This is a genomic window from Nonomuraea maritima (genome assembly GCF_900100395.1).
Lineage (GTDB): Bacteria > Actinomycetota > Actinomycetes > Streptosporangiales > Streptosporangiaceae > Nonomuraea > Nonomuraea maritima.
This window is the reverse complement of sequence record NZ_FNFB01000019.1, coordinates 1-25,156: the sequence shown is the minus strand read 5'-3', so window position 1 is coordinate 25,156 and position 25,156 is coordinate 1. Positions and strand designations below refer to the sequence as shown.

General features: G+C 70.2%; 25 protein-coding genes and 1 pseudogene. 14 read left to right on the top strand and 12 right to left on the bottom strand.

Annotation, left to right across the window (positions count from 1 at the left end; all coding sequences use genetic code 11):
* Positions 1-68: 68 nt before the first annotated feature.
* Together BLR04_RS25890 and BLR04_RS25885 are read right to left on the bottom strand one after the other, a co-directional pair.
* The gene (locus BLR04_RS25890) at positions 69-1,070 is read right to left on the bottom strand and encodes an aldo/keto reductase (RefSeq protein WP_090769991.1); all 1,002 of its coding nucleotides are present in this window, start codon (positions 1,068-1,070) and stop codon (positions 69-71) included.
* Positions 1,071-1,158: 88 nt separating this feature from the next.
* Positions 1,159-2,268, bottom strand: coding sequence for an acyltransferase family protein (locus BLR04_RS25885; protein ID WP_176903283.1), 1,110 nt, complete (start codon positions 2,266-2,268; stop codon positions 1,159-1,161).
* A gap of 214 nt (positions 2,269-2,482) precedes the next feature.
* Between BLR04_RS25885 and BLR04_RS25880 the strand changes: the two genes are divergently transcribed.
* Entirely contained in the window at positions 2,483-3,346 is an 864-nt protein-coding gene (locus tag BLR04_RS25880; RefSeq protein ID WP_090769987.1) for an LLM class flavin-dependent oxidoreductase, read from the top strand.
* Positions 3,347-3,445: 99 nt separating this feature from the next.
* Here the strand turns inward: BLR04_RS25880 and BLR04_RS25875 are convergent, their stop codons facing one another.
* Entirely contained in the window at positions 3,446-4,477 is a 1,032-nt protein-coding gene (locus BLR04_RS25875; protein WP_090769985.1) for a methyltransferase, read from the bottom strand.
* Positions 4,478-4,498: 21 nt separating this feature from the next.
* Positions 4,499-5,128, bottom strand: coding sequence for an HD domain-containing protein (locus BLR04_RS25870; protein ID WP_245740517.1), 630 nt, complete (start codon positions 5,126-5,128; stop codon positions 4,499-4,501).
* A 231-nt stretch (positions 5,129-5,359) separates the two neighbouring features.
* Between BLR04_RS25870 and BLR04_RS25865 the strand changes: the two genes are divergently transcribed.
* Positions 5,360-6,382, top strand: coding sequence for a GlxA family transcriptional regulator (locus BLR04_RS25865; RefSeq protein ID WP_090769982.1), 1,023 nt, complete (start codon positions 5,360-5,362; stop codon positions 6,380-6,382).
* Here the strand turns inward: BLR04_RS25865 and BLR04_RS25860 are convergent.
* Positions 6,379-7,485: a serine hydrolase domain-containing protein gene (locus BLR04_RS25860; protein ID WP_090769980.1), complete on the bottom strand. Its 1,107-nt coding sequence runs from the start codon at positions 7,483-7,485 to the stop codon at positions 6,379-6,381. The genes BLR04_RS25865 and BLR04_RS25860 overlap by 4 nt on opposite strands.
* A gap of 99 nt (positions 7,486-7,584) precedes the next feature.
* A complete protein-coding gene (locus BLR04_RS25855; protein WP_090769978.1) occupies positions 7,585-7,989 on the bottom strand; it encodes a hypothetical protein in 405 nt (134 codons plus the stop codon).
* Between the two features lie 236 nt (positions 7,990-8,225).
* Here BLR04_RS25855 and BLR04_RS25850 point away from each other — a divergent pair, with 236 nt between their 5' ends.
* From BLR04_RS25850 to BLR04_RS25825, 6 genes are all read left to right on the top strand, one after another.
* Positions 8,226-9,275 carry a FecCD family ABC transporter permease gene (locus BLR04_RS25850; protein WP_090769976.1) on the top strand — a complete coding sequence of 350 codons (1,050 nt, stop codon included), beginning with the start codon at positions 8,226-8,228 and terminating at the stop codon, positions 9,273-9,275.
* Entirely contained in the window at positions 9,272-10,102 is an 831-nt protein-coding gene (locus BLR04_RS25845; RefSeq protein WP_090769974.1) for an ABC transporter ATP-binding protein, read from the top strand. The genes BLR04_RS25850 and BLR04_RS25845 overlap by 4 nt, the downstream gene beginning before the upstream one ends.
* Entirely contained in the window at positions 10,099-11,109 is a 1,011-nt protein-coding gene (locus tag BLR04_RS25840) for an ABC transporter substrate-binding protein (RefSeq protein WP_090769972.1), read from the top strand. The genes BLR04_RS25845 and BLR04_RS25840 overlap by 4 nt, the downstream gene beginning before the upstream one ends.
* Positions 11,110-11,114: 5 nt before the next feature.
* Complete coding sequence (gene bchH, locus BLR04_RS25835; protein ID WP_143022200.1) at positions 11,115-14,780, top strand: magnesium chelatase subunit H; 3,666 nt, start codon at positions 11,115-11,117, stop codon at positions 14,778-14,780.
* Entirely contained in the window at positions 14,777-15,682 is a 906-nt protein-coding gene (locus tag BLR04_RS25830; protein ID WP_090769968.1) for a magnesium chelatase ATPase subunit I, read from the top strand. The genes bchH and BLR04_RS25830 overlap by 4 nt, the downstream gene beginning before the upstream one ends.
* Before the next feature lie 148 nt (positions 15,683-15,830).
* A complete protein-coding gene (locus BLR04_RS25825; protein WP_143022199.1) occupies positions 15,831-17,630 on the top strand; it encodes a VWA domain-containing protein in 1,800 nt (599 codons plus the stop codon).
* A gap of 127 nt (positions 17,631-17,757) precedes the next feature.
* Here the strand turns inward: BLR04_RS25825 and BLR04_RS39910 are convergent, their stop codons facing one another.
* A complete protein-coding gene (locus tag BLR04_RS39910) occupies positions 17,758-18,144 on the bottom strand; it encodes a hypothetical protein (protein ID WP_143022198.1) in 387 nt (128 codons plus the stop codon).
* Positions 18,145-18,291: 147 nt separating this feature from the next.
* Positions 18,292-18,663 carry an ABC transporter permease gene (locus BLR04_RS41930; protein ID WP_090769962.1) on the bottom strand — a complete coding sequence of 124 codons (372 nt, stop codon included), beginning with the start codon at positions 18,661-18,663 and terminating at the stop codon, positions 18,292-18,294.
* On the opposite strand from BLR04_RS41930, the pseudogene BLR04_RS42825 reads away from it, so the two are divergent.
* The 4 genes and pseudogenes from BLR04_RS42825 to BLR04_RS41925 form a co-directional block, all read left to right on the top strand.
* Positions 18,577-18,768: pseudogene (locus BLR04_RS42825) on the top strand (histidine kinase dimerization/phospho-acceptor domain-containing protein); the annotation flags it as partial. The gene BLR04_RS41930 and the pseudogene BLR04_RS42825 sit on opposite strands and share 87 nt — an antisense overlap.
* Positions 18,769-18,804: 36 nt before the next feature.
* A complete protein-coding gene (locus BLR04_RS41455) occupies positions 18,805-19,308 on the top strand; it encodes a sensor histidine kinase (RefSeq protein WP_218129157.1) in 504 nt (167 codons plus the stop codon).
* Positions 19,309-19,543: 235 nt separating this feature from the next.
* On the top strand, positions 19,544-20,488 hold the full coding sequence (locus tag BLR04_RS25810) for an MFS transporter (protein ID WP_245740515.1): 945 nt from the start codon (positions 19,544-19,546) through the stop codon (positions 20,486-20,488).
* 27 nt (positions 20,489-20,515) lie between these two features.
* Positions 20,516-20,836: a hypothetical protein gene (locus BLR04_RS41925; protein WP_245740514.1), complete on the top strand. Its 321-nt coding sequence runs from the start codon at positions 20,516-20,518 to the stop codon at positions 20,834-20,836.
* A 101-nt stretch (positions 20,837-20,937) separates the two neighbouring features.
* On the opposite strand, the gene BLR04_RS25805 is transcribed toward BLR04_RS41925, so the two are convergent.
* A complete protein-coding gene (locus BLR04_RS25805) occupies positions 20,938-21,246 on the bottom strand; it encodes a hypothetical protein (protein ID WP_090769957.1) in 309 nt (102 codons plus the stop codon).
* A gap of 706 nt (positions 21,247-21,952) precedes the next feature.
* On the opposite strand from BLR04_RS25805, the gene BLR04_RS25800 reads away from it, so the two are divergent.
* Positions 21,953-22,459, top strand: coding sequence for a hypothetical protein (locus BLR04_RS25800; protein ID WP_090769954.1), 507 nt, complete (start codon positions 21,953-21,955; stop codon positions 22,457-22,459).
* A 207-nt stretch (positions 22,460-22,666) separates the two neighbouring features.
* Here BLR04_RS25800 and BLR04_RS25795 read toward each other — a convergent pair whose 3' ends face one another.
* On the bottom strand, positions 22,667-23,548 hold the full coding sequence (locus BLR04_RS25795) for a permease-like cell division protein FtsX (protein ID WP_143022197.1): 882 nt from the start codon (positions 23,546-23,548) through the stop codon (positions 22,667-22,669).
* A 309-nt stretch (positions 23,549-23,857) separates the two neighbouring features.
* On the opposite strand from BLR04_RS25795, the gene BLR04_RS42820 reads away from it, so the two are divergent.
* A complete protein-coding gene (locus BLR04_RS42820; RefSeq protein WP_143022196.1) occupies positions 23,858-24,343 on the top strand; it encodes a peptidase inhibitor family I36 protein in 486 nt (161 codons plus the stop codon).
* A gap of 62 nt (positions 24,344-24,405) precedes the next feature.
* On the opposite strand, the gene BLR04_RS25790 is transcribed toward BLR04_RS42820, so the two are convergent.
* Positions 24,406-24,672, bottom strand: coding sequence for a hypothetical protein (locus BLR04_RS25790; protein ID WP_090769950.1), 267 nt, complete (start codon positions 24,670-24,672; stop codon positions 24,406-24,408).
* 43 nt (positions 24,673-24,715) lie between these two features.
* The coding region (locus BLR04_RS40870; protein WP_218129156.1) for a hypothetical protein at positions 24,716-25,156 on the bottom strand (441 nt) is incomplete at its 5' end.

Below are 25,156 nucleotides of genomic sequence, written 5' to 3'. Positions count from 1 at the left end.
GGGGCCTCCTGAGTGCTGACGGGGTCGGGCACCGTGCAGTTTACGGTCCGCCGGCAGCCCGGAATCGTTCAGCGTTCGCTGTCCAGCAGGGCCATCTGGGCGGCGGGGTAGCGCTCGCCCGCGGCGGCCCCGGCCGGGACCGCGGCCTCGATCGCGGCCAGGTCGTGGTCGCTGAGGACGAGGTCGGCGGCGGCCAGCGACTCCTGGAGGCGCACGCGGTTGCGGGCGCCGACGAGCGGCACGATGTCGGCGCCACGGGAGGCCACCCAGGCGATGGCGACCTGCGCGACGCTCGCGCCGATGGTGTCGGCCACCTTGCGCAGGGCCTCGACCAGGGCCAGGTTCGCCGTGAGGTTGTCGCCCTGGAAGCGCGGGACCATGCCGCGGAAGTCGTTGCCGGACAGGGCGCGTTCAGGCGTCCAGTGTCCCGACAGCAGGCCGCGGGCGAGCACGCCGTACGCGGTGATGCCCGTCCCGAGTTCGCGGGCGGCGGGCAGGATCGCCTGCTCGACGCCGCGGACCAGCAGGGAGTACTCGATCTGCAGGTCACTGATCGGGTGCACGGCGGCCGCCCGGCGCAGGGTCTCCGCGCCGACCTCCGACAGGCCGATGTGGCGGACGTACCCGGCCTGGACCATCTCGGCGATGGCGCCGACGGTGTCCTCGATCGGGACGTCCGGGTTGAGCCGACTCGGACGGTAGATGTCGACGTGGTCGGTGCCGAGCCGGCGCAGCGTGTACGCGAGCCGGTCCTTGACCGCGACGGGGTCGGTCTCGACGGGGGCCGGCTGGAACGCGCCGTCCGGCGTGCGGCGGCTGCCGAACTTGACGCTGATGACCACGTCGTCGCGGTTCCGCTGCCGGAGCGCGTCGCGGATCAGCAGTTCGTTGTGGCCGGAGCCGTAGAAGTCGCCGGTGTCGATCAGCGTGATGCCGGCGTCGATCGCGGCGTGCAGGGTGGCGACGCTCTCGGCATCGTCGGCGGGGCCGTACAGGTCGGACATGCCCATGGCGCCCAGCCCGAGGACGGACACCTGCGGGCCGTTGGCGCCCAACGTGCGCTTCTGCATGGCTGCTCCAGTTCTGTGAGGCCGGGCGGGCATGCCCGACACCTGGAACACTACCTGACGACTGACGAAAAACGAATTTCGTCAGTCGTCAGGTGGAGGCGGGCTTCGCGCTGAGGACTCGGGTGACGGCGCGTTTGAGCACCGGGGCGAAGGGGCGTTCGACGTAGCGATGGGCGGCCCAGGCCAGCCCCACCATGAGAGCGACGACGAGACCGAGGACCACCCAGGGGTTCAGCACGGTGTCCAGCCGGTTGAACAGCACCACGCCGACCCGGTCGTGCACGAGGTAGAGGGGGTACGTGAGGGCTCCGAGCGCGGCGAACCACGGCCGCGCGAAACGCCCGGTCAGCCGGAGCGCGACGTACATCATCACCGCGAACGCGGCGGCCACCAAGGCGAGGACGACGATGAGGTTGATCGTGGTCTGGTAACGCGCCGCGACGTCGTCGGCGAAGTCGAGCGCCACGACGACGGCGTAGCCGTACGAGATCAGGAAGATCAGGACGGGTTGGAGCGACGGCCCGAACCGGTACACCAGGCACAGGGCCATGCCTGCGATGAAGTACTGCGCCCAGTCGGGCTGGAACACCAGCGACAGCAGGTTCTGCGCCGCTCCCGGCAGCACCGAGGCGTGCAGCAGGAACGTGATGCCCAGCCAGGTCCACAGGGCCCAGAGCACGCGGTTCTTGGTGACCCCGAAGCAGACGAGGGCGAAGACGAGCACGTAGAAGCGCAGTTCGCTCCAGAGCGTCCAGTAGACGACGTCGATGTTCGGCTGGTCGACGAGCGAGTTGGCCATGGTGGCGTTCGCGGCGAACTGCAGCGGCGTGACCGTGAACTGTCCCTGGCTGAGCAGCACCAGCGTCAGCGCCGTGAAGGTGACGGCGACCCAGTAGGCCGGGTAGAGCCGGGTGACCCGCGAGGTGACGAACTGGCGGGGCGTCCTGCCGAACGCGCTGAGCAGGACGACGAAGCCGCTGATCAGGAAGAACAGGTCGACGCCCAGGTAGCCGTAGCGGACCACGACGTCCAGCCCCGCGTACTGCTCCTTCGTGAGCCCGCCGGCGTAGTCGGCGAAACCGTAGTGGTACACCATCACCGCGACGGCCGCGATGATCCGCAACAGGTCGATCTCGTACAACCGGTCCTGGCGGGGGAGGGTGGCCAACTGTGGTCGGGCGGGGGTCCGAACTCTCAAAATCCAACCTGTCTTCGGGGGCGGCATGGGTGGAACAGCGCTGCCAAAGGGGGGAGATTTTTCATCGTATGGCACTAGCGTGAAGCTAGACGGCATATGGTGCGTCGGCGGTTATCGGGGGATGAAATGCCCCAGACGGACGGCCATCCCGCCGATCGGGCCCATGTTTCACGTGGAGCATCGCGGCCCCGGACGGCTGAGGGAGGATGCCAAGGTGCGCTATTCGATCAACATCCCGAACTTCGGGGACTTCGCGGACGCCAGGACCGTCGCATCGGTGGCCGTGGCGGCCGAGCAGGCGGGGTGGGACGCCCTGTTCGTCTGGGACCACATCGTCCACCGCAAGCAGGCACGACGGACCTTCGGCGATCCGTGGATGCTGCTGACCGCCGCGGCGTTGGTGACCTCCCGCATCCGGCTGGGCACGCTGATCACCCCGGTCGCCCGCCGCCGCCCGCAGCAACTCGCCCGCCAGGTGGCCACCCTCGACGCGCTCAGCGGCGGACGGGTCATCTTCGGGGCCGGCCTGGGCGCCCCGATCGACGACGAGTACGGCAGCTTCGGCGAGCCGACCGACCCCGTCGTGCTCGCCGAACGCCTGGACGAGGGGCTGGACCTGCTGCGGAGCTACTGGTCGGGCGAGCCGGTGAACCACGAGGGGCGCCACTTCCAGGTGCGCGACGTGACGCTGCTGCCCGCCACGGTGCAGCGCCCCCACCCGCCCGTCTGGATCGCCGGGTACTGGCCGCGCCGGCGTCCGATGCGCCGAGCCGCGCGCTGGGACGGAGCGGTGCCGCTGTTCGCCTCCGCCACGCACGGTGAGGCGCCCCCCGCGGACGAGGTCCGCGACCTCGCCGCCTTCGTCCACGAGCACCGCGACGCCGGCCGCGACACCCCCTTTGACATCGTCGTCGGCGGGGAGAGCCCCGCCGACCCCGCCAGGGCGCGCGACCTGATCGGCCCGCTCGCCGACGCCGGCGCGACCTGGTGGGACGAACGCCAGCACATCCGCGGCAAGGACCTCGACCAGCTCGGCCCCGTGCTCCGCCGCGTCGAGCAGGGGCCGCCGACCATCTAGCGGTCACCCTGATGACCGTCCTGCCGGGAGCGCGCCGGCCGCGCGTACGAGCGCGGCCGAGCGGTCGAGGACGTCGCCGTTCCTTCCTGTACGGCGGCGTCAGGCGGTCTCGAGTTCCATGATCCACAGCGGTGAGCGCGTGGACCGCGCCGAGACCCGGCGCCATCCCGCGGCCTCGAACAGGGCGTCGTACTCGTGCAGGTGCCGTTCCCTGCCTCCGTCGGTGACCGACAGCATGTTGAGGTCGGCCACGGCGCCGAAGTCGGGCGTGCCGACCTCGCCGAGCACGGCCTCGAAGACGACGGCCCGCGCTCCCGGCCGGGCCGCGGCCCGGCAGTTGCGCAGCACGCGGACGCACGCCTCGTCGTCCCAGTCGTGCAGGATCCACTTCAGCAGGTACAGGTCCGCGGCGGGAACCGCGTCGAAGAAGTCGCCGTCCACCACGCTGAACCGGTCGGACAGGCCGAGCGCCGCGGCGGCACGGGCCGCCGCGCCGGTCACGTGCGGGAGGTCGAGGACGACGCCGCGCAGTTCGGGATGCTCGCGCATCAGCCCGAGGACGAGCCGGCCGTTGGCGCCGCCCACGTCGACGGCCGACGAGATGCCCGACAGGTCCAGCAAACTCGCCGCCTCGGCGGCCACGACCTCCGACATGCTCGCCCCGCTGGCGGCGAAGGCGTCGCCCTCGTCCGGATGCTGGGCGAAGTAGGTGAACTGGTCCGTGCCCAGCGCCCTGCGCACCTGCGACCTGCCCTCGCGTACGGCGTCGGGAAGGTACGCCCAGCTCAGCCACGTCGAGTAGCCCGCCAGGTGGAGGGTGGTGTCGCGCAGCGACCCAGGAACCCCCTCCCGCAGCAGCTCGCCCATGGGGGTGGTGGCGAACTCGCCGTCCCCCTCGTGGGCGAGCAGCCCGATCGAGGCGCACGCGCGCATCAGGCGGTAGGTCGTGGCCGGATGCGTGGCCGCCCGTGCTGCGACCTCGTCGGCCGTACGCGCCCCGGCGGCGACGTGGTCGACGATCGAGAGGGTCGCCGCGGTCCGGACGATCTGCGCCACCGCGTGGCCGCTGATCATCTGGAGCAGCCGGTGGGAGTCCTCGGGGTTCATGGTGCTCCGTACGTCGATGCTCATGGAAGTGTCTGCGTGGGGCGGTCAGCTCGGCCAGGGTGCTCCGAGGACCCGCTCGACCATCGACGTGCGCCGGAAGCCGGGGATGAAGTGTTCGAGCACGTCGGAGTTCACGGTGCCGTTCGTGGTCTCGGGGCGGTCCTTGATCCCCTTCAGGTAGGCCCGCAGGAACTCGTTCTTGAAGTCGCCTCGCGGGTGGACGGCGAGGACCCCGGCCAGCTGGTCGCCTTCCAGCCCTTCTAGGTCGAACCCGAGCACGTCGGTCAGGACGCCGAGGTACAGGGTCGCGATCTCCGGGCCCATCCGGTCGGGGACGCCCGGCGTGGTGTGCAGCGCGATCGCCGTCCAGACGGTCTGCGCGGCGGACGTCGAGAAGCCCCGGTCCAGGAGGAACGCGCGCGCGTGGTCGGCGCCGTCGACCTCGAAGCGCTGCTCGACGTCGGCGAAGGGTGCCAGCAGGCCGGTGTCGTGGAACATGGCGGCCAGGTAGAGCAGCTCGGGATCCGGGTTCAGGTTGAGCTTGCGGGCGTGCATCAGGCCGAAGAAGTAGACCCGCCGGGAGTGGTGATAGATGAGCGGATTGGTCGTCTCCTGGATGAGCCTGGTCACCTCATCGGCCGCGGCCGTGTCGGGGATCTTCAGTTCCGTTGTCACGATATTTGGGCCTTTCGGATGTAATAAGCCTTATGTCCGATTGGCCATGCTGCCCGCCTGTCGGTGCGCGGCGCCGCCTCCGTACGGCCACAAACCACCCATATCCAGACACCCCCACACCGCCCGGCCCCGAGGCCGAGCCACACCCCCGTGAGATCGGGACGGCTTGAGGTACGGCCTCAGGTGCGCGGCCGGGCTTTCATGGCGGTGTGCTACTAAGGGTCCGTGTCCATGCCACCTGCGCCGCACCCGCACCCGGCCGGCCGCCGAGCGGCTTCGAGCGGCGCCGGCCATCGCGTCGCCGTGCTCGCCTACGACGGGGTGACGCTGCTGGACGTCGCAGGTCCGGCGGAGGTGTTCAAGGAGGCGAATCGGTTCGGGGCCGCGTACCGGATCGAGTTGTTGTCGCCGACCGGCGCCGAGGTCACGACGAGCCTCGGAGTACGGGTCGCGGCCGACGGCGCCGTCTCGCCGGAGCTTGCCTGTGACACGGTGCTGGTGCCCGGGTCGGACCTCTACCCGCGCGTCGCGCCGGTCCCCGACAACCTGTCCGACGCCGCGCGGACACTGGCGGCGAAGGCCGGCCGCGTCGCGTCGATCTGCACGGGGGCGTTCGTCCTCGCCGCCGCGGGCCTCCTCGACGGCCGGCGCGCGACCACGCACTGGAAGGTGGCGCACGTCCTCGCCGCCCGGTACCCGACGTGCCACGTCGAGCCGGACGCGATCTACGTCCGCGACGGGGCCATGTACACGTCGGCGGGGGTGACCGCCGGCATCGACCTGGCGCTCGCCCTCGTCGAGGACGACCACGGGCCCGACCTGGCACGCGACGTCGCCCGCGCCCTCGTCGTGTACATGCAGCGCGCTGGCGGCCAGTCGCAGTTCTCGGCGCCGCTGCAGGGGCCGCCGCCGCGCTCACCGGCCCTCCGCAAGATCACCGACCTGGTGACGGCGAACCCGGGCGACGACCACTCACCCGGCGAACTCGCCAGACACCTCAACGTGAGCACCCGCCACCTCACCCGGATCTTCCAGGACGAGCTGTCCACGACACCGGCCCGCTATGTGGAGAACATCCGCTTCGACATGGCCAGGGCGCTGCTCGACCAGGGACACACCGCCACCCGAGCGGCGACACTCGCCGGGTTCCCCAGCTACGAGAGCATGCGCCGCGTCTTCGCCAGGAAGCTCTCCATCAGCCCCGCCGCCTACCAACGCCGCTTCACCACCACCCGCCGCCCCGACGCGGGCTAGCGCCCTGGCCGCGCGCCGTTGAACACCTCGTCGACGAGCTTCTGCAGCGACTGCTGGAACGTCCCCGCCAGGGACTGTGCGGCGTCGTCGACATAGGTCAGCGAGGCGGTCAGGGTCATGTCGCCGTCGGGCGTGCTGTACATCAGCGCCGCGTAGCCGTCGATGCCGCCGTTGTGGTGGAAGACGGTGCCGCCGCTGCTCAGTTCCTGCGCGAACAGCCCGAGGCCGTAACCGATCTTCGGGTGCGGGTCGCGCATCTCGGCCAGCAGCGAGGCCGGCAGGAGCCGGCCGCCCATCAGCGCCGAGATGAACGTGTGCAGGTCCTGGGTGGTCGAGATCATGTCGCCGCCGGCGGAGATCCACGAGGGGTTCTGGCTGGTGACGTCGACCGTCCTCTCCTGGCCGCCGTCCTCGTAGCGGTAGTAGGCGTGGGCGTGCGGCTCGGGGAGCTCCGTCGAGGTGCCCGGCGCGATGGTGTCCGACATGCCGAGCGGCCCCAGGATCAGCCGCTGCAGCTCCTCGGCGAACGAGCGGCCGGTGACACTCTCGATCAGCAGCCGGGCCAGCACGTAGTTGGTGTTGGAGTAGCTCCAGTCGGCACCCGGCTCGAACCGGGCCGGCTTGGCCAGGGCCAGCGCCACCAGCTCCTGCGGCTGATAGGTCCTGAAGCGGCCCTCGACCCATTCCCGGCCCGCCCAGACGATTCCCGGCGCGATCGTGCCGTCCTCGTAGTACTCGCCGGTGAAGTTGAACAGCCCGCTGGTGTGCTGCAACAGCATCCGGACGGTGATCCGCCGGTCCAGCCCGAACTCGGGCAGGTGGTCGGCCACCGGGCCGTCCAGTTCGATCCTGCCTTCGGCCGCCAGCTGCAGCACCAGGGTCGCGACGAAGGTCTTGGTGGTGCTGCCGATCCGGAACGACCCGTTCGTCGGTGGCTTGGCGGTCTCGCCCAGCTCGCGTACGCCGGCGCTGCCGGCCCACTCGCCTCGCGCGTCGTGCACGCGCAGCTGTATGCCGGTCATCCCGGAATCGACGAGCCATTGCATGATCGCCTGCAGCTCCGGGCGGTCCTGCTGGTTCTGGTTGTTCATGGTGACGGACACGGCGGTGTGCTCCCTTGCGAGGGTGGTGGGTGGTGGGCGGGGCCTGGCCCGCCGTCACGGGGTCCGGAAGGGACCCCGTGACCAGGAGCCGGCATCGGATCAGGCGGCGTCGAGCGCGACGATGATCTTGCGGGCCATCTCGGCCATGGTGGGGCTGGGGTCGCCCTTCTGGTTGCGGGTGGCCGCTTCGACGGCGACGACGACAGTGCGGCGGAAGTTGTCGGCCTCGGCCGTGGCCTGCTGCCTGAGCAGGTTCATGGATGCGGTCAGGGCCGGCAGCACCTGGTCGGCGAGTTCCGCGACGGTCTTGCCGTACTTCACGCCCTTGGGCGCTTTCGACAGCGCGTGACCGACCAGCCCGGTCGCGGACGTCAGGGCGATGGAGCCTTCGGTGCCGGCTCGGTGCGCCGAGCCGGCGGCGCCGGCGGCCGACATCAGCGAGACGGCGCCCCAGGCGGCGACGCGCAGGGTCTGGGTGTCCTGGTCGTTGAGGGTGACGGACATGGTGGCTCCTTCGTGCAGGTGATCGGACCCGTGATGGTGCTGCCTGAGCTGTCAGGCCGCCCCGTTCATGGCTCCAACCTTCGCCGACCGCCCTGATGCCGCCCTGTCGCCGCCCTGACATGGCGACTGACACCGCACGCACCCGGTGAAATGAAAACGGTTTTCGTTTCTTGTGTTAGGGTTTCGAGCGTTCCACGGCTTTTGGGTTGGTATGGAGAGTTGAGTCGTACAAGTCAATGAGTGGTAGCCATGTCTGGGTCGGAAAGTGGCGACGGGTCTCCGCGCTCCCGGTCCTCGCCGTCCTGCTGGTCGTCGCCGCGGTGGTCGCGATCTCCCTGGGTCCCGTACGGATCCCTTTCCTCGACACCTGCCGGATCCTGCTGAACGGCATCGGCATCCACGCCGACGTACCGGAGCGCTTCGCGTCGGTGGTCAGCGACATCCGGCTGCCCCGTGTCCTGCTCGCCATGGTCGCCGGAGCAGGGCTCGCCGTGGTCGGCGCCATGATGCAGGCGCTGTTCCGCAACCCGCTGGCCGACCCGGGCATCACCGGCGTCTCCAGCGGCGGCGCGGTCGGCGCGGTGCTGGTGCTGGTCACCGGCGCGGACGCGTTCGGCCGGTGGACCCTGCCGGCCGCCGCCTTCTGCGGCTCGCTGGTGGCGCTCGTGGTGGTCCAGACGATCGCCACGTTCCGCAAGGACCGCTCGCCGATCACCGTCCTGCTGGCCGGTACGGCGCTGACCGCCATCCTGGGCGCCGTCGTCGGCGCGATCATCAGCAACGCCCCCGACGCGCAGACCGTCCGCAGTGCCGTCTTCTGGCTGCAGGGCGACCTCTCGGCCGCCGGCTGGTCCGACCTGGCGCCCGCGGCGGCACCCGCGCTCGTGGGCTGCGCGGTCATCCTGATGTGCGCCCGCGAGCTCAACGTCATGCTGCTCGGCGACGAGCAGTCGCGCTCCGTCGGCCTGGACGCCGTCCGCACCCGGCGGTTCCTGCTGCTCGTCGCCGCCGTGGTCACCGGTGCGATCGTCTCGGTGACCGGCATCATCGGTTTCGTCGGTCTCGTCGTGCCGCACATCGTGCGGCTGGCGGTGTCGAGCGACCACCGGCTGCTCCTGCCCGCGTCCGCGCTGTTCGGCGCGCTGTTCCTCACGGTCGCCGACCTGGTCGCGCGCCTGCTGTTCTCCCCGGTGTCGCTGCAGACCGGAGTGGTGACGGCGCTGCTCGGCGCGCCGATCCTGCTGCTGCTCGTCCTGCGCCCCCAAGGGCAGGAGGCGGGCAGGTGAACGCGCTGCTCCGCGTACGCGCACTGGTGGTACGGCTGTCCGGCAGGCGCGTCGTCGACGAGGTGAGCCTGGACGTCGGCGCGGGTGAGGTGGTCGGCCTCATCGGCCCGAACGGCGCCGGCAAGAGCACCCTGGTGCGGTCGATGGCGGGCATGCTCCCCGCTTACTCGGGAGAGGTCCGGCTGGGCGACCTGCCGGTGGCCAGAAGCAGACCGCGTGAGCTGGCCCGGCTCCTTGCCTACATCCCGCAGGACACCGCGATGCCGTTCGACCTCCCGGCGCGCGAGGTGGTCGCGATGGGCAGGTACGCCCGCCACCACCGGGTCGGCCCCACCCCCGCGGCCGCCTACCGCGTGGCCGACGCGGCGCTCGACACGGTGGGCGCGGCGCACCTGGGGGCCGCGCCGGTCGCCAGGCTCTCCGGCGGGGAGCGCCAGCTCGTCCAGCTCGCGCGGGCGATGGCCCAGGAGCCCCGGGTGATCCTGCTCGACGAGCCGACGGCCGCGCTCGACCTCCATCGCCAGCTGCACGTGCTGCGGCTGCTGCGTGACCAGGCCGCCCAGGGGCGCGGCATCGCGGTCGTCCTCCACGACCTCAACCACGCGTCACGCTTCTGCGACCGCGTCGTGCTCCTCGACGGGGGACGGGTCCGTGCCAGTGGCGAGCCGGACCACGTCCTGACGGAGGCGCGGCTCGCCGGGACCTACCGGGTCCGTGCCACGGTGCGCGACGACGAGGACACCCGCGCGCGCAGGGTCACCGCGCTGCACAACCTCGAAACAGCGCCGCCCGAGGGCGGCGCCAGTCAGATTCAGGAAATCAGATGATGTTCACCTCACCAGGCAGGGCCGCCCGGCGCCTGCTGCTGTCGGTCGCGGCCGTCTCCCTCCTCGCCGGATGCGGCTCCACACAGGCCACCTCCACGCAGGCCACCCCTGCGCAGGCCACCTCCACAGCCGCCTATCCCCTCTCCCTCCCCGTGCCGGGACAGGACCAGCCGTTGGTGCTGAAGTCCCGGCCGGAACGCATCGCGGTGCTCTCGCCCGACGCGGCCACCGCCGTCGACGAACTCGTGGGCATCGGCCCGGTCATCGCCGTCCCCAGCTCGTCCCAGCGCCCGTCGACCAGCGTGCGCGTGCAGGACTTCGCCCACGTCCCCCACGTCATCCCGGACGGCGTCAACCCCGACCCCGAGCAGGTCCTGTCGTGGAACCCCGATCTCGTCGTCGTCACCGCACGGCACACGGGGGAGACCGACGCGTCGGCGGCGCTGACCCAGGCAGGAGTCCCGGTCCTCACCCTCACCAACAACTGGCAGACGCCGAAGGACGTCGCCGACAACATCACGCTCATCGGCAGGGCACTGGACGCCGAGGCCAAGGCAGCGGAACTGGTCTCCCGCATCGACAGCGGCATGGCCGCGGTGCGCGAGCAGGTGGCCTCCGTCACGGAGCGCCCGTCCGTGCTGATCATGCCGAACATGGGCGGCAAGGTGTACGTGAGCGCCACCAACGTGCTGACGTCCGCGCTCGTCGACGCGGCCGGGGGAGTGAACGCCGCGGTCGAGGCCGGATACACCCACACGATGCCGGTGAGCCCCGAGCAGGTGGTCGCGGCGGACCCCGACATGATCATGCTGATCGACGTGATGGGCGCCGGCGAGAAGTCGTTCAGCGCCGTCATGGACAACCCGGCCGTACGGAAGCTCCCGGCCGTACGCGACGGCAAGGTCAGGCTGTTCAGCGCGAGCAAGATCTACGGCATCGGCGGGGTGGAGCTCGTGGACGGCCTGAAGGACATCGCCGGCTGGCTGCACCCCACCACGACCCGGTGACCGCCATGACCCCCACCACCATCGTCACCATCGGCTTCGAAGGGCACTCCGCGCTGCCCCTCCACGACGGCTTCGCCCGGTATGCGGGCGCCGTCCCCGTCGACCGGCGGGCCTTCACCCGCGACCTGCTGACGACCGACGAAGGCCGGGCCGAGATCGCGGCGGCGCTGTCCGGCGCGGACGCCCTGCTGGTCAGCGGCGTCCACGATCCGGTGGAGGCGTCCGCGCTGTGCGAGATCGCCGCAGGCCCGAAGGCAGTCGTCCCCGTCATGCCGAACACCGCCGACGTGCTCGGCCTCGCGCGGCTCGGTGACTTCGACGCCGGGTCGCCGCGCGCCGAGGCCGCGTACCGGCTCGTCGCGGCAGCCGCTCCCGACCCCCTGCCGCCGCACGCGGCGACCGTGCTCGGCGCGCTCGGCCGGCTGGGGCCCCTGGTGCCCGAGGAGGCGGGCGACCTGCGGCGGCTGGCCCAGATCGTCTCGTCCTTCCACCAGCTCACCGCCGAGAACGTCGCCGTCGGCGTCGCGGCGCTCGTCCACGTCCTGCGCCCGGACGCGCAGGACGACCCGGGCTGGCCGGAACCCGTACGGCAGCATGGTTTCTGGCACCCCGACACTGGAGTGGTCGAGACGTGGACCCCCGCGACCACGAAGCCCGGCGCGGGCCGGGTGCTGCTCACCTGCTACCCCACGCAGGTGACGTCCGGCAACGACGCGCACCTGCGGGCTCTCGTGGCCGCACTCGAACAGCACGGACTCGACGTGGTCGGCTGGCTCGGCACCCTCGACCAGGACGGCGACCTCCAGGCTGTGACGCGGGTCCCCGACATCGACGTGTGCGTCAACGCCACCGGATTCACCCTGTCCGGCGCCCACGGTCAGCCGAACGTCGCCTTCGACGTACGGTTCCTCGCCGAACGCGACACCCCCCACTTCGCCGTCGTCCCGCTGTTCCACCAGAGCGTGCAGCAGTGGCGGGAGTCGCCGGTCGGCCTCGCCCCGAGATCCGTCGCCATGCAGATCGCCATTCCCGAACTCGAAGGCGGAGTGCTGTCACTCGTCCACGCCGGACGCGACGAGGACGGCGACGCCCTGACCGGGGTGAAGGAACACATCCGGCGGATCGCCGAGACGGTAGCCCGCACCGTCGCGCTCAGCCGGATGCCCGCCGCCGACAAGCGCGTGGCCTTCGTCGTCTTCAGCTATCCGCCGGACCGCGGCTCGGTCGGCTCGGCGGCCCACCTGGACGTCTGGGCCTCGCTCCACCGCACCCTGCTGCGCCTGCGCGACAGCGGATACACCGTGGACGTCCCGGACACCCCCGAGGACCTCCTCGGCCTCGCCGTCACCTCCGACGGAGGAGGCGTGCGCAGCGCGACCGCGATCGCCGACCACTACCCGGCCGCCCGCTACCACCGCGCCGCCCGCGAGGAGGTCGAGCGCGTGAGCAGGTTCTGGGGACCCCCACCCGGCGAACTCGACACCGACGGCGTCTCCATCGGCATCCGGGGCGTCCGGCTCGGCAACGTCTTCATCGGGGTGCAACCGTCACACGGCTACGAAGGCGACCCCATGGCGTTGCTGTTCACCCCGGACGCGTCCCCGAGCCACAGCTTCACCGCGTTCTACACCTGGCTGCACCACGAGTTCGACCCGCACGCCCTCGTACACGTCGGCACGCACGGCGCTCTGGAGTTCATGCCCGGCGCCCAGGCCGGTCTCAAGCCGGAGGACTGGCCGTCGCTGCTCGTCGGCACCGTGCCGCACTTCTACCTCTACTGCATCAACAATCCCTCGGAAGGCACCATCGCCAAGCGCCGCTCCAACGCGACGCTGGTCAGCTACCTCACCCCGCCGCTCGACAACGCCGGCCTGTACGGCGTCCTGTCCGATCTCGGCGACGAGATCCGCGACGCCAGGGCCATCACCGCGAGCGGCGGTGACATCACCCCCAGGATGGACGCGATCGACGCGCTCGCCGCCGAGGCCGAACTGCGGGTGGGGCATCCGCACGACCCGCACGCGAGGCTGGCCGCGCTGCAGAGCGCCGTCGACGAGATCGAGCAGACGCTCATCCCGCTCGGCATGCACGTGGTGGACAGGGGCATCTCGGCGTCCGAGGCGGGCGCGACCTTGCGGGCCTGCGCCGACTACCCGCGCCCCGAGCGCCGGTTGCCCGCGCTGACCGAGGCGCTGGAGACCGCGCTGACCGAAGGCGCCGCCATCACCGACCTGCCGCCGGACGACCCAGGACGCCTCGCGGTGGAGGCCGCCCTCGACGCCGTCGTCGGCGCGGTCCTGGACGACGGCCCGGCTCCGGAGCTTCCCGTTCCACCGTCGGTGCGCGACGGCTGGATCGGCTTCCTGACGGAGATGCGCGACCTGCTCCAGGACAACGACGAGGTAGGTGCGCTCCTGCACGCGCTCGACGGCGGTTTCGTCCGTCCGGGACCGGGCGGCGAACCCTCACGCCGGATGGAGACCCTGCCCACCGGACGCAACCTGCACGCCCTGGACCCGCAGCGCGTCCCGACGCCGACCGCGATGCTCCGCGGCGCCGCCATGGCGGAGAAGCTGCTCGAAGAGGCCCGCGCGCGGACCGGCGCGTACCCCGAGACCGTCGCCATCGTGGTGTGGGGCATCGACAACGTCAAGAACGGCGGCGAGACCGTCGCGCAGATCCTCGCCCTGCTGGGCGTAGAACCGCTCCCGGACGCCGCCGGCCGCGTCGAGCGGTTCCGTCTCATCCCCCTCGCGGAGCTGGGACGGCCGCGGATCGACGTGGTGGCCACCCTGTCGGGGATCTTCCGCGACATCTTCCCCACCACCATCACCCTGCTCGACCGGGCCTTCCGGGCCGTCGCGGCGGCCGACGAGCCCGACGAGTGGAACCACCTGCGCGCCCACGCCAGAGCGCAGAGCGCGCGGCTCGGCCTGAGCCTCGACCAGGCGGCGACGCGACTGTGGTCGACACCGCCCGGCCAGTACGGAACCGGCGTCAACCACGTCGTGGACGCCTCCGCCTGGGACGAACGGGGCGACCTCGCCGAGGTGTACCTGCGGCGCATGGGCCACGCCTGGGGCGCGGACGCCCTCGGCGAACGGCGGGAGGACCTGCTGCGCGCGAGCCTCGCCACCGCGTCCGTCACCTTCCACAGCATCGACTCCGCGGAGAACTCCATCGGCGACGTCGACCACTACTACGAGTACCTGGGCGGGCTCACCGCCGCCGTCGCCCACACCGCGGGCCGGGAGCCGGACGTCCTCGTCGCCGACGGCTACCAGGCCCGGCCCAAGCTGCGGACGCTCACCGAGACGATGAACCTCGAGGCCCGCACCCGCCTGCTCAACCCCCGCTGGTACGAGGCCCAGCTCGCCCACGGGTACCAAGGCGTGCACGCGGTGACCGTACGTCTGGAGAACACCTTCGGGATGCAGGCGACGACCGGCGCCGTCGAGGAGTGGGTGTTCACCGCGGCCGCGCACACGTACCTCTTCGACGACGACCTGCGCACCCGCATGCAGGAGAGCAACCCGCTCGCCGTGCTGCGGTTCGCCAACCGGCTCGCGGAGGCCAGGGACCGCGGCCTGTGGACGCCGTCCACCGACGACTCACAACACCTCGACGAGCTGGTCGAACACCTCGACGCCGTCGCGGAAGGAGTGGCATGACCAACTTCCCCTTCACCGCGGTACTCGGGCAGGACGAGCTGAAACAGTGTCTCCTGCTCAGCGCGGTCGACCCCGGGATCGGCGGCGTGCTCGCCCTCGGCGACCGCGGCACCGGCAAGACCACCACGGTGCGTGCGCTCGGCGCGCTCCTGTCCAGGAGCGGACTGCCCGCGCCCGTCGTCGACCTGCCGCTCGGCGCGACCGAGGACCGCGTGGTTGGCGCCCTCGACATCCAGGCGGCACTGGCCGAGGGGGAGCGGCGGTTCGCGCCGGGCCTGCTCGCCGAGGCACACGGCGGCTTCCTGTACGTGGACGAGATCAACCTGCTCGACGACTATCTCGTCGACCTGCTGCTGGACGTGGCGGCGAGCGGGGTGAACCGCGTGGAACGCGACGGCATCAGCCACACGCATCCGGCCCGCTTCGTCCTCATCGGGTCGGGAAACCCAGAGGAGGGCGACCTGCGACCTCAGCTGGAGGACCGCTTCGGCCTCTCGACCACCGTCTCCACCATCGCCGACCAGCAGGTACGGGCCCGGATCATCCGCGCCCGCCTCGCCTACGACACGAACCCCGAGGAGTTCCTCGACCGGTACGCGCCCCAGGAGCAGGCGCTGGGCGAGGCGGTCGCGGACGCGCGGCGCCGCCTGGAATCCGTGGCCCTGCCGGACGACCTCCTCGACCGGGTGGTCCGGCTGTGCGTGGCGGCCAAGGCGATGGGCCACCGCGCGGAACTCGTCCTCGCCCGCGCGGCCCGCGCCCACGCCAGCCTGCGCGGCGCAGACAGGGCAGACACCACCGACCTGCGCGCCGTAGCCCTGGCCGCCCTCCGCCACCGCATCCCCCGCACCCCGTACGAAACCCCCTCCGACGTGGACGCCCGTCTGGCGGACCTGCTGTGAACGCCGAGGAGCCCGTGGGCGGGATGCGGCTCACCGACGAGGCGCCGGCCGAGGGGCCTTGGGCCCGAGCGTGGCCCCCCGGCGAGACGCCGACCGATGTGCTTGTGACCGCGGTGCGGAGCCCGGTGATACGACAGCGGAGGTTTTCGTGACTCAACTGTGGACCTCGGGTGTGACGGCGGTCGAGGCGTCCGTGGTTCGGGCGTGGATCGGCGGCGAGGGCTTCGGGCTTGTGCTGACCGGTGATCCGATGCTGCGCGAGCGGGTCTGGCACGCCATCGTCGAGCACGCCGGAATCGAGGGCGCGCCGTCGGCCGGACCCGGCACGGACCTCTCCGACCTGCACACGGAGACGGACCCGTGGACCGGCGCCCGGAAGCCCGGCCTGCTGGAACGCGCCCGCCACGGCACCCTCCTGGAACACGCCGGGCACGGCACCCTGCTGGAACACGCCGGGCACGGCGCCCTGCTGGAACGCGCCCGCCACGGCGCCCTCCTGCTGCCGACGGCCCACCTGCTCAGCCCCGCCCAGGCCGCGGCGCTGGCACGCGCGCCGCGCATCCTGGCTCAGGCGCCGACCCTGGCCGACATCCCGGCCGCCCTGGCGTCCCGGCTGACCGCCGTCCTCCATCTGCCCCACCGTCCGGGCGACGCCGACGTCCTGCGCTCGGCCCTGTCGGAGCCGTACCCGTCCGTGCCGCGCGACGCCGAACCGCCCGGCACGACGTCCGCGCCAAGCGCGGACGAGGTCGTCGCGCTCCTCACGAGACACGGGCTGGCAGATCACGCGATCGACCTCGGCGCGTGCCGCCTCGCCCAAGCACTCGTACGTACGGGCTGCACGACCATCCTGGACACGATCGAACGGGTGGTGTGCCACGCCCGCTCAAGCCCAGCCCAGAACCCCCACCCCGACACCACCTCGAACCCGAGCAGCGACCGCAACCCCGACACCACCCTGGACCCGAGCAACGACCACAACCCCGACCCAGACACAGATCCCAGCCCCAACCCCGACCCGAGCCCGAACCCCGAACCAGACCCCGACCCCGGCTCCGAGTCCGGGCAGGAGCATGGCGCTCCGGAGGCGGACACGACCGGCCGACCCCCGACCGGACCGGCCACCGACCCGTCCACCGGAAACGCCGACGACCGGCAGAGCGCCGAAGCCCCCGAGCAACCACCGCAGCCTCCGCAGCCACCAGGCACGATCCCGTCCGGACACCACCGTCATGGACGCGCCCGCCACCACGCGGTCCGCAACCGCCTCGACGGCAGACAAGGAGCCCCCGGCGACCACCCGACGCGCGGCCGCCGCCGGCGCGTCGTCCCCATCGAGGCAGCAGGAGGTCGCGCGGACGTCCTCGCCACCCTCACCGCCGCCCTCCCCTGGCAGCGGGGCAGAGGAGGACGCCCCGGCGGCGCACTGATCGTCCACCCGCAGGACCTGCGAGGCCGCACCCGCCGACTCCCCGGCGGACGCCTCCTGATCGTCATCGTCGACGCCTCGGGCTCCATGGCGCAGCACATGATCCGCAGAGCCAAGGCCATCGCGATGGCCGAACTCGACCGCGCGTACCGGGAACGCTCGACCGTCTGCATCGTGCTGGCCCGCGGCCCGCACGCGGTCACCGGCCTGCCGCCGACCCGCAGCACCACACGGGCCCGCGACGCCCTGCGCGCCCTGCCCACCGGCGGCGGAACCCCCCTCGCCTCCGCCTTCGACCTCGCCGCGCAGACGGCCCGCCGCTACGACCCCGAGCAGGTGGACGTCATGATCCTGACGGACGGCCGCGCCAACGTGGGCCTCACCGGCGACCCCAGGTCCGACGCCATCCGCACGGTCCGCCACCTGGCCACCACCTGCCGAACCATCCACCTCGACCCAGTCACCCCCCACCGAGCCCCAGACCCCACAAGCTGGCTACGCCAAGCCCTCACCAACTGATGAAAGGCCCGCTACCGGGTGTGGCGGGGCTTTCTAACCCGCGAGGGTGATGTACACCATCTCGTCCCAAGGCAGCTTGGAGGCCACGACCGCCTCGCGAAAATCGCTATCCACAAGGTCCGCCGTTTCAAGCGGCTGCACCGTAACGAGGGTGGACGTCTCTCTGGGCGGCACAAGCTCGCGCTTGCGCGGCCCCCATTCTTCTGTGTCCCAGCCATTTGGGCTTCAGCCGCCGCCCGACCTCGTCGAGTACGTCTCCCTTTGCGCTGCCGCCAAGATGCACCACGAGGTACGTGTTGTCGACGTAGAAGTTCTCGTACTGATGAAATGTCTCGGTGTATTCGCCTACGACCCGGCCGACAGTGCGTAACTCTCTGAGCACGGTCGGGTCCACGCGCTGTACTTCGGGCCCGAAGAAGAGGCGAAGCAGGCCAAGCAGAAGGAGTGGAGTGGCCAAACCGGCGACGAGCGGGACCACAATGTCGCGTAGCACGTGTTTACGGGACAGCGCCATGCCACTAACCCTTCCTCGGCCCAGCGGTCATGATCTCGGGCCAGGAGCCGGCTGATCAAGGCCGCTTCTTCCGCACGGGCCGTCGGCCCGCCATCCCGAGGCGAAGCATTGCTCATCCGAGACGAGCCGACGATGGAAGGGGTTCGTTCATCCCGTCGCCAGGGCTTCGGTCGGGGTGAGGGCGGCGGCGCGGCGGGCGGGATAGAGGCCGGAGACGATGCCGACCAGTACGGCCGCGGTCACACCGAGGGTGATGACCTGCGTGGGCAGGGCGAGGGGCCAGCCTTGCGCGGCGGCGAAGAGCAGGCTCACGGCCAGCCCGACGACGGTCCCCGTGACGCCCCCGCACAGTGACAGAACCACCGCTTCGACCACGAACTGCAGACGGATCTGCCCACGCGTCGCCCCGAGGGAGCGGCGCAGGCCAATCTCCTGGCGGCGTTCCAGCACCGAGATGATCATGACGTTGGCTATGCCGATGCCGCCGACGAGCAGGGATTCGTCGCGAACGTCTCGCACGAACTGCGGACGCCGCTCGCCATCCAGCGGGCGGCCATCCAGATCGGCCTGGCCGACCCGACACCTGACCGGATCGAGCGCTTCAGAGCGGAGTTGCTGGAGGCCAACCGGAGGACGGAGCGCCTGATCGACGGGCTGCTGGTGCTGGCTCGCGGCGACCACGGCCTCGACATGGTCGAGGCCGTGCGGTTCGACCGGGTCGCCGCCGATGTCGTGTCCGCCTTCCCCGGCGTCACGCTACGGTCCAGGCCCACCACCGTGACGGGGGACCCCGTACTGCTCACCCAGTTGGTGACCAACCTGGTGGAGAACGGGGTCCGGCACAATGTGCCCGACGGAAGCGTGGACGTACGCGTGACACCGGATGACGGGCTGGTCGTGTCCAACACCGGCCCCGAGATCCCGCCGGACCGCGTTCCCGAGCTGTTCGAGCCCTTCCGCCGGATGACGCCCGACCGTACGCGAAGCGCCAACGGCTCCGGCCTGGGCCTTTCCATCGTCGCTTCGATCGCGGGAGCCCACGCGATGACCGTGACGGCACAACCCAATCCAGGCGGCGGCCTGACCGTCCACTGCCACCTCCCACCGAAAACCTCACGTCCTGAACGCCCCACGCCCTGTGCCGAGGGCTCTTCTTCCACCTGACCGCCCACACCGGCGCGCGTCGTGGCGATCTGACCGCCGAACCTTCTTCGCGAGCTTCGCTTCGGGCGCGAAAGTGCGCATAGCCCGCCAGCGCTGTTCAGTGGACAGCGTCATGCCTGATGAGTATCTTCTCCGGGTCTCGGCCTCGGGTCGCGCCTGTTCGAAGCCGGAGCCTGATCCGGAAACGACACCGCAGGCCAGGACTCACACCCCCCCAGCCCAAGGAAGATGATCCGTGACCGACATCGTCCCGCTCCGCAGGAACGTGCGTTTTCAGTTGCTGTGGATCGGCAGCGCGGTGTCTGAACTGGGGCCAGAGCTCACCAGACTGGCCATGCCGCTGCTGGTGCTCGCGCTTACCGGCTCCCCAGGGCTGGCGGGCGTCGTTGCCGCAGCCCGCACCGTCGCCTTTCTGCTGGTCCAGATACCCGCTGGCGTCTGGGTGGATCGGTGGGACCGTCGCCGTACGCTGATATCCGCCCAGGGCCTCCAGGCTGTCGTCTCAGCGCTGCTGGCAGCACTGGTTCTCGCCGACCAGGTGCAGATATGGCATTTCGTCACACTGGCGGTACTCGACGCGCTGTGCGCTGCGTTCATCGAGCCGGTCGTGGGCACGGCCATTCGCGGGATCGTCCCCACAAGCCAACTTCACAGCGCCTACGCTCAAGAGGAGTCCCGCACCCATGCCGCCGGGCTGGTCGGCCCTCCGCTTGGTGGCCTGCTCTACAGCCTGGGGCGTGCGGTGCCCTTCGTCGTCGACACCGTCACCTTCCTCGCCGCCGCGATCTTCTACGCTCTGGCGAAGGTGCCGCGTCGCCCGGCGAACCGGTCGCAGGCGTCCACACGAGAAGAGCAGCACCCGGTCCAGGGTGGCATGCGCCGGGAAGCGGTCGAGGCCGTCACTTGGCTGTGGCGCCGGCGGGGCCTGAGGGAGGTCACTGCGGCGGTGATGGTCCTCAACCTGCTGGGCGGGGCGTTCCTGATCCCGCTGATCGTGCTTGTCGGCGAACGCGGCGGTAGTGCGCTCACCACCGGCGCAGTCCTGGCCGGCCTCGGTGTCGGCGGACTGGCAGGGGCGCTGCTGTCGGGACGCCTCGGAAAGCTCCTCCCGCCCGGCAGGCTGCTGCTGGTCGTCCTGACGGTCTTCGGCGCCGCGCTGGCGGCCACGGCGCTGCCATAGGGCGCGTGGTGGCCCATGGTTCCCTTGGTGTTCATCACCCTGTCCACGCCCTCGCTGAACGTGGTGTTGAACGTGGTGGTCGCACGGATGGTCCCCGAAGAGATGCTTGGCCGGATGGGCGCTGTCCTGAGCATGGGGAGCATGGCGCTCAAACCGTTCGGCCCGGTCCTCGGCGGAGCACTGGCTGCGGCACTGGGCGGCGCGGTGGCGCTCGTCCTCCTGGGCGCCCTGATCGGTATGACCGCCGCCGTTGCCGCACTCAGCCGAGAACTGCGCGCCTTCACCGGAGAAGCCGCCCCATCCGAACACGACGCCGCAGGGGCGGACGCACACCCCGGGCCCGCATAGGCGGACTCACTGCGCAGGCAAGCACTCGACGACCTGCCGTGTCCGTCCGCCGGCTCCAGCTCTGCCGGCGCCGAAGCGCTCACGGATCAGCCCGACGCCGGTCAGGTCGAACTCGGGGTGGGGGTCGACTTGGGGTGGACGACGATGGGCACGCTGGACCGCATGGCCCCGGACCCCTTGATGGACTGGCCGTCGTGCTCCTTCCAGATCTCCAGGTGGTAGGTCCCCGCCGGGACGTCTGCCCATTTGTGGTACTGCCAGGTGTTGCAGGCGAACCGCACAGCCTCGCGCGTCGGGTGCACGGCCACCCAGTAGGTCGTGGTGCCCTGCGGACAGACGTTGAGCGACCAGAACTCGATGTCGCCGGCACTCGTCTGGGTCCACCAGGGAGAGAAGATCCGGAAAGCCATCCGGTCGATCCGGATGGGGAAGCCGCGGCCCGGCTCCGGTACGGGAGGGCCGGAGGCGCGTGAAGCGGACGCCGGGCTCTGTTCGTCCCCCAGGGAGGGTGAGGCGGGGAGCAGCAGATAAACAGCAAGCGGTACGAAAAGCACGGCAGCCGCAGGAACGAGATAATGAGGCCTTTTCCACCACGGTGTGGCCGCCTCCCGCGTCTCAGTCGCACTGCCCGGTTCGATCACCTGCGGGTCCGTGGAAGATCGGCTGAGTTCTCGCCGGCGCTCGATCCACGGCCCAGGGTCATGCCCGCATGCCCGTACGTAGGAGTCCACGAAGTCCTGCGGCGGCAACTCCTTCGGAGTGAGTCGCCGAGAAAGGGTGCTGGGGTGGTATTGCATGCGGTGCCCTATCTCGTTCAGGGTCAGGGCACCCCGTAGCCGACGCAGGTCATCCACGAACTCCGCGACCGGTCCTTGCTCGCGGTTGATCGGTTGATCCTTGCGTCCACCTCGCGCCATGTGCTCCTCCGCGTCGCTCTGCGTTTGTTGCAGTTATTGCTGCCTTCTTTGCGCAGCTTGAAGGGGTGGTGCAGGGGTTGGTGCATGAGCAGCATCGGTCTCAGGCCGGCTCGAAAGGCACCGATGACGGCCGGACGACCGCTTTCACCCGGTCGCCATATTCTCGCCTCGCTCCACAGAAAGGACCACCGTGTCTACGATGTCCACCCTCCTGCGTCTGTCGTCCACCGCGGCCCTGGCCGTGGGAATGGTGTTGGCCGGCGCCCTCCTCCCGGCCTCCGCACAGGCCTCGGCCGCTCCCTGCGTCGGGCAGCGCGTCGGCCACATCCCGATCACCGCCAGAAGCGGTGGAGCCACCATCAAGGGGGCCTATCTGCACGTCTACCGCAACGGCAGCCGGGTCTGCGCCTTCACCAACACCACCCTGGCGACGGAGCGCTACCCCAAGGCCATGTCGGTGGCGATCTGGGCATGCGGCCGCACCGTCGCCGCGTGCCGCGACTACCAGGACCACCTCCAGACAGGCGGTAATCAGCACCTCGCCAACGACAACAGCTACGTGGGACGCGGCTATTACCGGACCAACGGGGCTTCCATCGTCGTCGGCACCCAGTGCTACCAGGCCTGGGGGCTCGTCAAGTTCTACGACTCGCGCGGTAGGTGGTTCGCCGGGGAAGTGAACAGTCCTTACTTCTGTCCCCGCTGAACCACCACAGAGCGGGCGGCTCGGCGTCCACGATCCCGTGGGTGACATGCCGAGGATGTCCGGGGCCGCCCCGGCATTCGGCAGGGGCGGCCTCCGCAGGGCCGCCCCTCGCCAGTCGCTCTGTCCCCGTCCATGCTGGGGATCGGGACAAGGCCGGCCTCCTGCGGAACCGGTCGGGGCCCCGTGGAGGGCCGCCCCGCCGGGTTCTCATGCGCACATGCCGGTCGGCCAGACATCCGGAAGCCCGTACTCCGCATGCAGCCGCACCTCTTGGAGCCAACGGCTCTGGTCGTACGCCATGCTCACACCCGGCATCCGCGCCAGCCGCCGGCAAGGGGAGTCCCAGTCGGCCTCGGGCCGCATCGACAGCCGGTACGAGTCCGGCATATCAGACAATCTCGTGGCCTCGATGAGCGCTTTCTTGTCCGCGTAGCTTTCGACGAAGTTCCGGTACGCGGTCGCCTGATCCTCGTACCTGTACGACACGAGCCCGGGGACCCGCTCGATGGCGGCCACGATCGCCTGCTTCTCCTTGGCCGTGGACGGCAGCTTGTTCGCCTTCCCCCGTCCGCGCAGGCAGGCGGGCATGGCCGAGTCCTTGATGCACAGAAATACCGAAATATCCGGGCTTTCGGATTCCGCAACAATGGCACGAATCTCTGCCTGGTCGACGGCGATCCCTACTCCGGGCCGCCGATTCGCCAAGGCCCTGATCCGGAGGCGATCGGCCACCCCCGACACCCGTACGCGGAAGGACTCCGGCATGTCCTCGGCCCGCACAGCCGCCAGCACCTTCTTCTGGCCGGCGAACTCCCTGCGGAAACTCGCGTACGACGCGGCCCGGCTCACGAAGCGCACCTCGGTCACCTCGGGCACGGTCTTCAGGAACGTCTCGACATCCCGCCGCTGCTTGGCCGTGGCGTACCGCTTGTGACACCCGTACGCAGACGGCGTACAGAGGAAGACCGCGATCTCCGAGTTGTCGGTGATGGTGATGTCCGGGTCCGCCATGGCCGACCCGGTCAGCCCGCCCATTCCAGAAAGCGCCACGACGGTCGCGACCGCCGTCCGCCATAACCAGCTCTTCACCGAACTCCTCACTCCATGATCAGGGTCCCCGGAACCTTGTGCCGACATCGACGCCTCGACCTCGCCGCCGGCCGTTCCGGACAGTGCATGATCGCATCTGATCCCCGACAGCGTCCTGCCGAGCATGGGAGTGCTCTCACGGCGTTCAGGTGAGCCAAGCCGGAATAGTGCTCGGCCCTTCTATGCATTCCCTATCCACTGAACGGAAAATAGCGAGTGGAGACAAGAGGAGCTCCACTTGCTTCGCGAAGCTTTTGGCTGCCATGCTCGTGACGTTGGAGCGACAGTACAGCGAGGTGTTTTGGCCATATGGGCACATTCGACGACGAAGGACGTCCGCAGAGCGCCCAGAAAGAGGGCATCCTCAAATGGACGCGCATGCAGGGGATAGGGGCGATCGTCGGCACGATTATCGCAGTAGGTGGCGCCGGATTCTTCCTCTGGGATCGGTTCGCATCTCCGGATGGAGCGACGGCTTCGCTCACTGCCTCGTCAACTCCATCGGCGAGTGTTTCGCCCGACCGCCCAACATGTGCAAGTGGGTCGATCTGCCTGTGGTCCGAGCCTGGATTCGGAGGTAAATCATGGGTATGGTCTCCCGGAATCACCCCTGACGGCCCGCTCCCTGACTATTTGCGCGACCATGTGGGCTCATTCGATGCCCAAACTACTGCCTGCTTTGTGGACAGCGAAAAACCGGAAAGGCGCAAGGTCTCCTTCAGGGACTGGAGCGAGAAATACCTCAACAGCGACAGGCTCGGTCCTCGCATGGACAGAATCCAGGCGAGATGTTGAACGATGCGGCTCGCGAACAAAGCCGCGCATCCGGCCAGGGCTCCGGGTCGGTCGCCGGGCCATCAGCGCCTGTCGAGTCCACGTAACACCGGCAGCCCTGTGCCGAGGTCGAGCACAAGGCGGTCGCCCAGCAGCCGCGCGAGCGTGACGGTGATCGTGGCTGTCTTGAGTACGTCCGGGCACATCCCAGCAGAGCTGGACCTTCGCTCGTCCACGCCGACAACCACCACCTGGTAAGCGCGTGCCCCTTGAACGCTGTCGCATGCGCCGTACCCGTACCGAAGAAGCAGCTCGTCCGCCTCCCCGGCGACGAGGTCGAACGCCGTCACCCGTTCTCGGCGGGCGGTGACGGCCGCGGGGTCGTGCGCGCCCTCATACGGGTTGTTCCTCCTTCGGAGCCGCTGCTCGGCGCACCCGTACCGCCAGCAGAACCAGGACGATAGGGAGGAGCGTGTACAGGACCCATGTGATCGTGACGGGATCGGTCACCTTGTCCGAAGACTGTGCGCACCCAAGCACGGGCATCCAGTTCATCATCAGGTCACGGACCACGAGGGGCACCAACGTCAGCCAGCCCACCACTCGGCCCAGCGGGCGGTGCCCGGTGAGTGCCAGTAGCGCCCAGAGCCCGAAGCCCACCCCCAGCACGATCGGCTGCGGGATCAGGATGAGAACGGCCGCCGCGGGCCCTAGCAGGATCTCCTCCATACTGCCGAAGCAGCTGCCGTCCATAATCATGATCGAGTACTCGGCTGACCCGTCGGCGAGGGAGCTCCACACCATCGCTTGAGGAATGCTCACCAGCACCAGGGC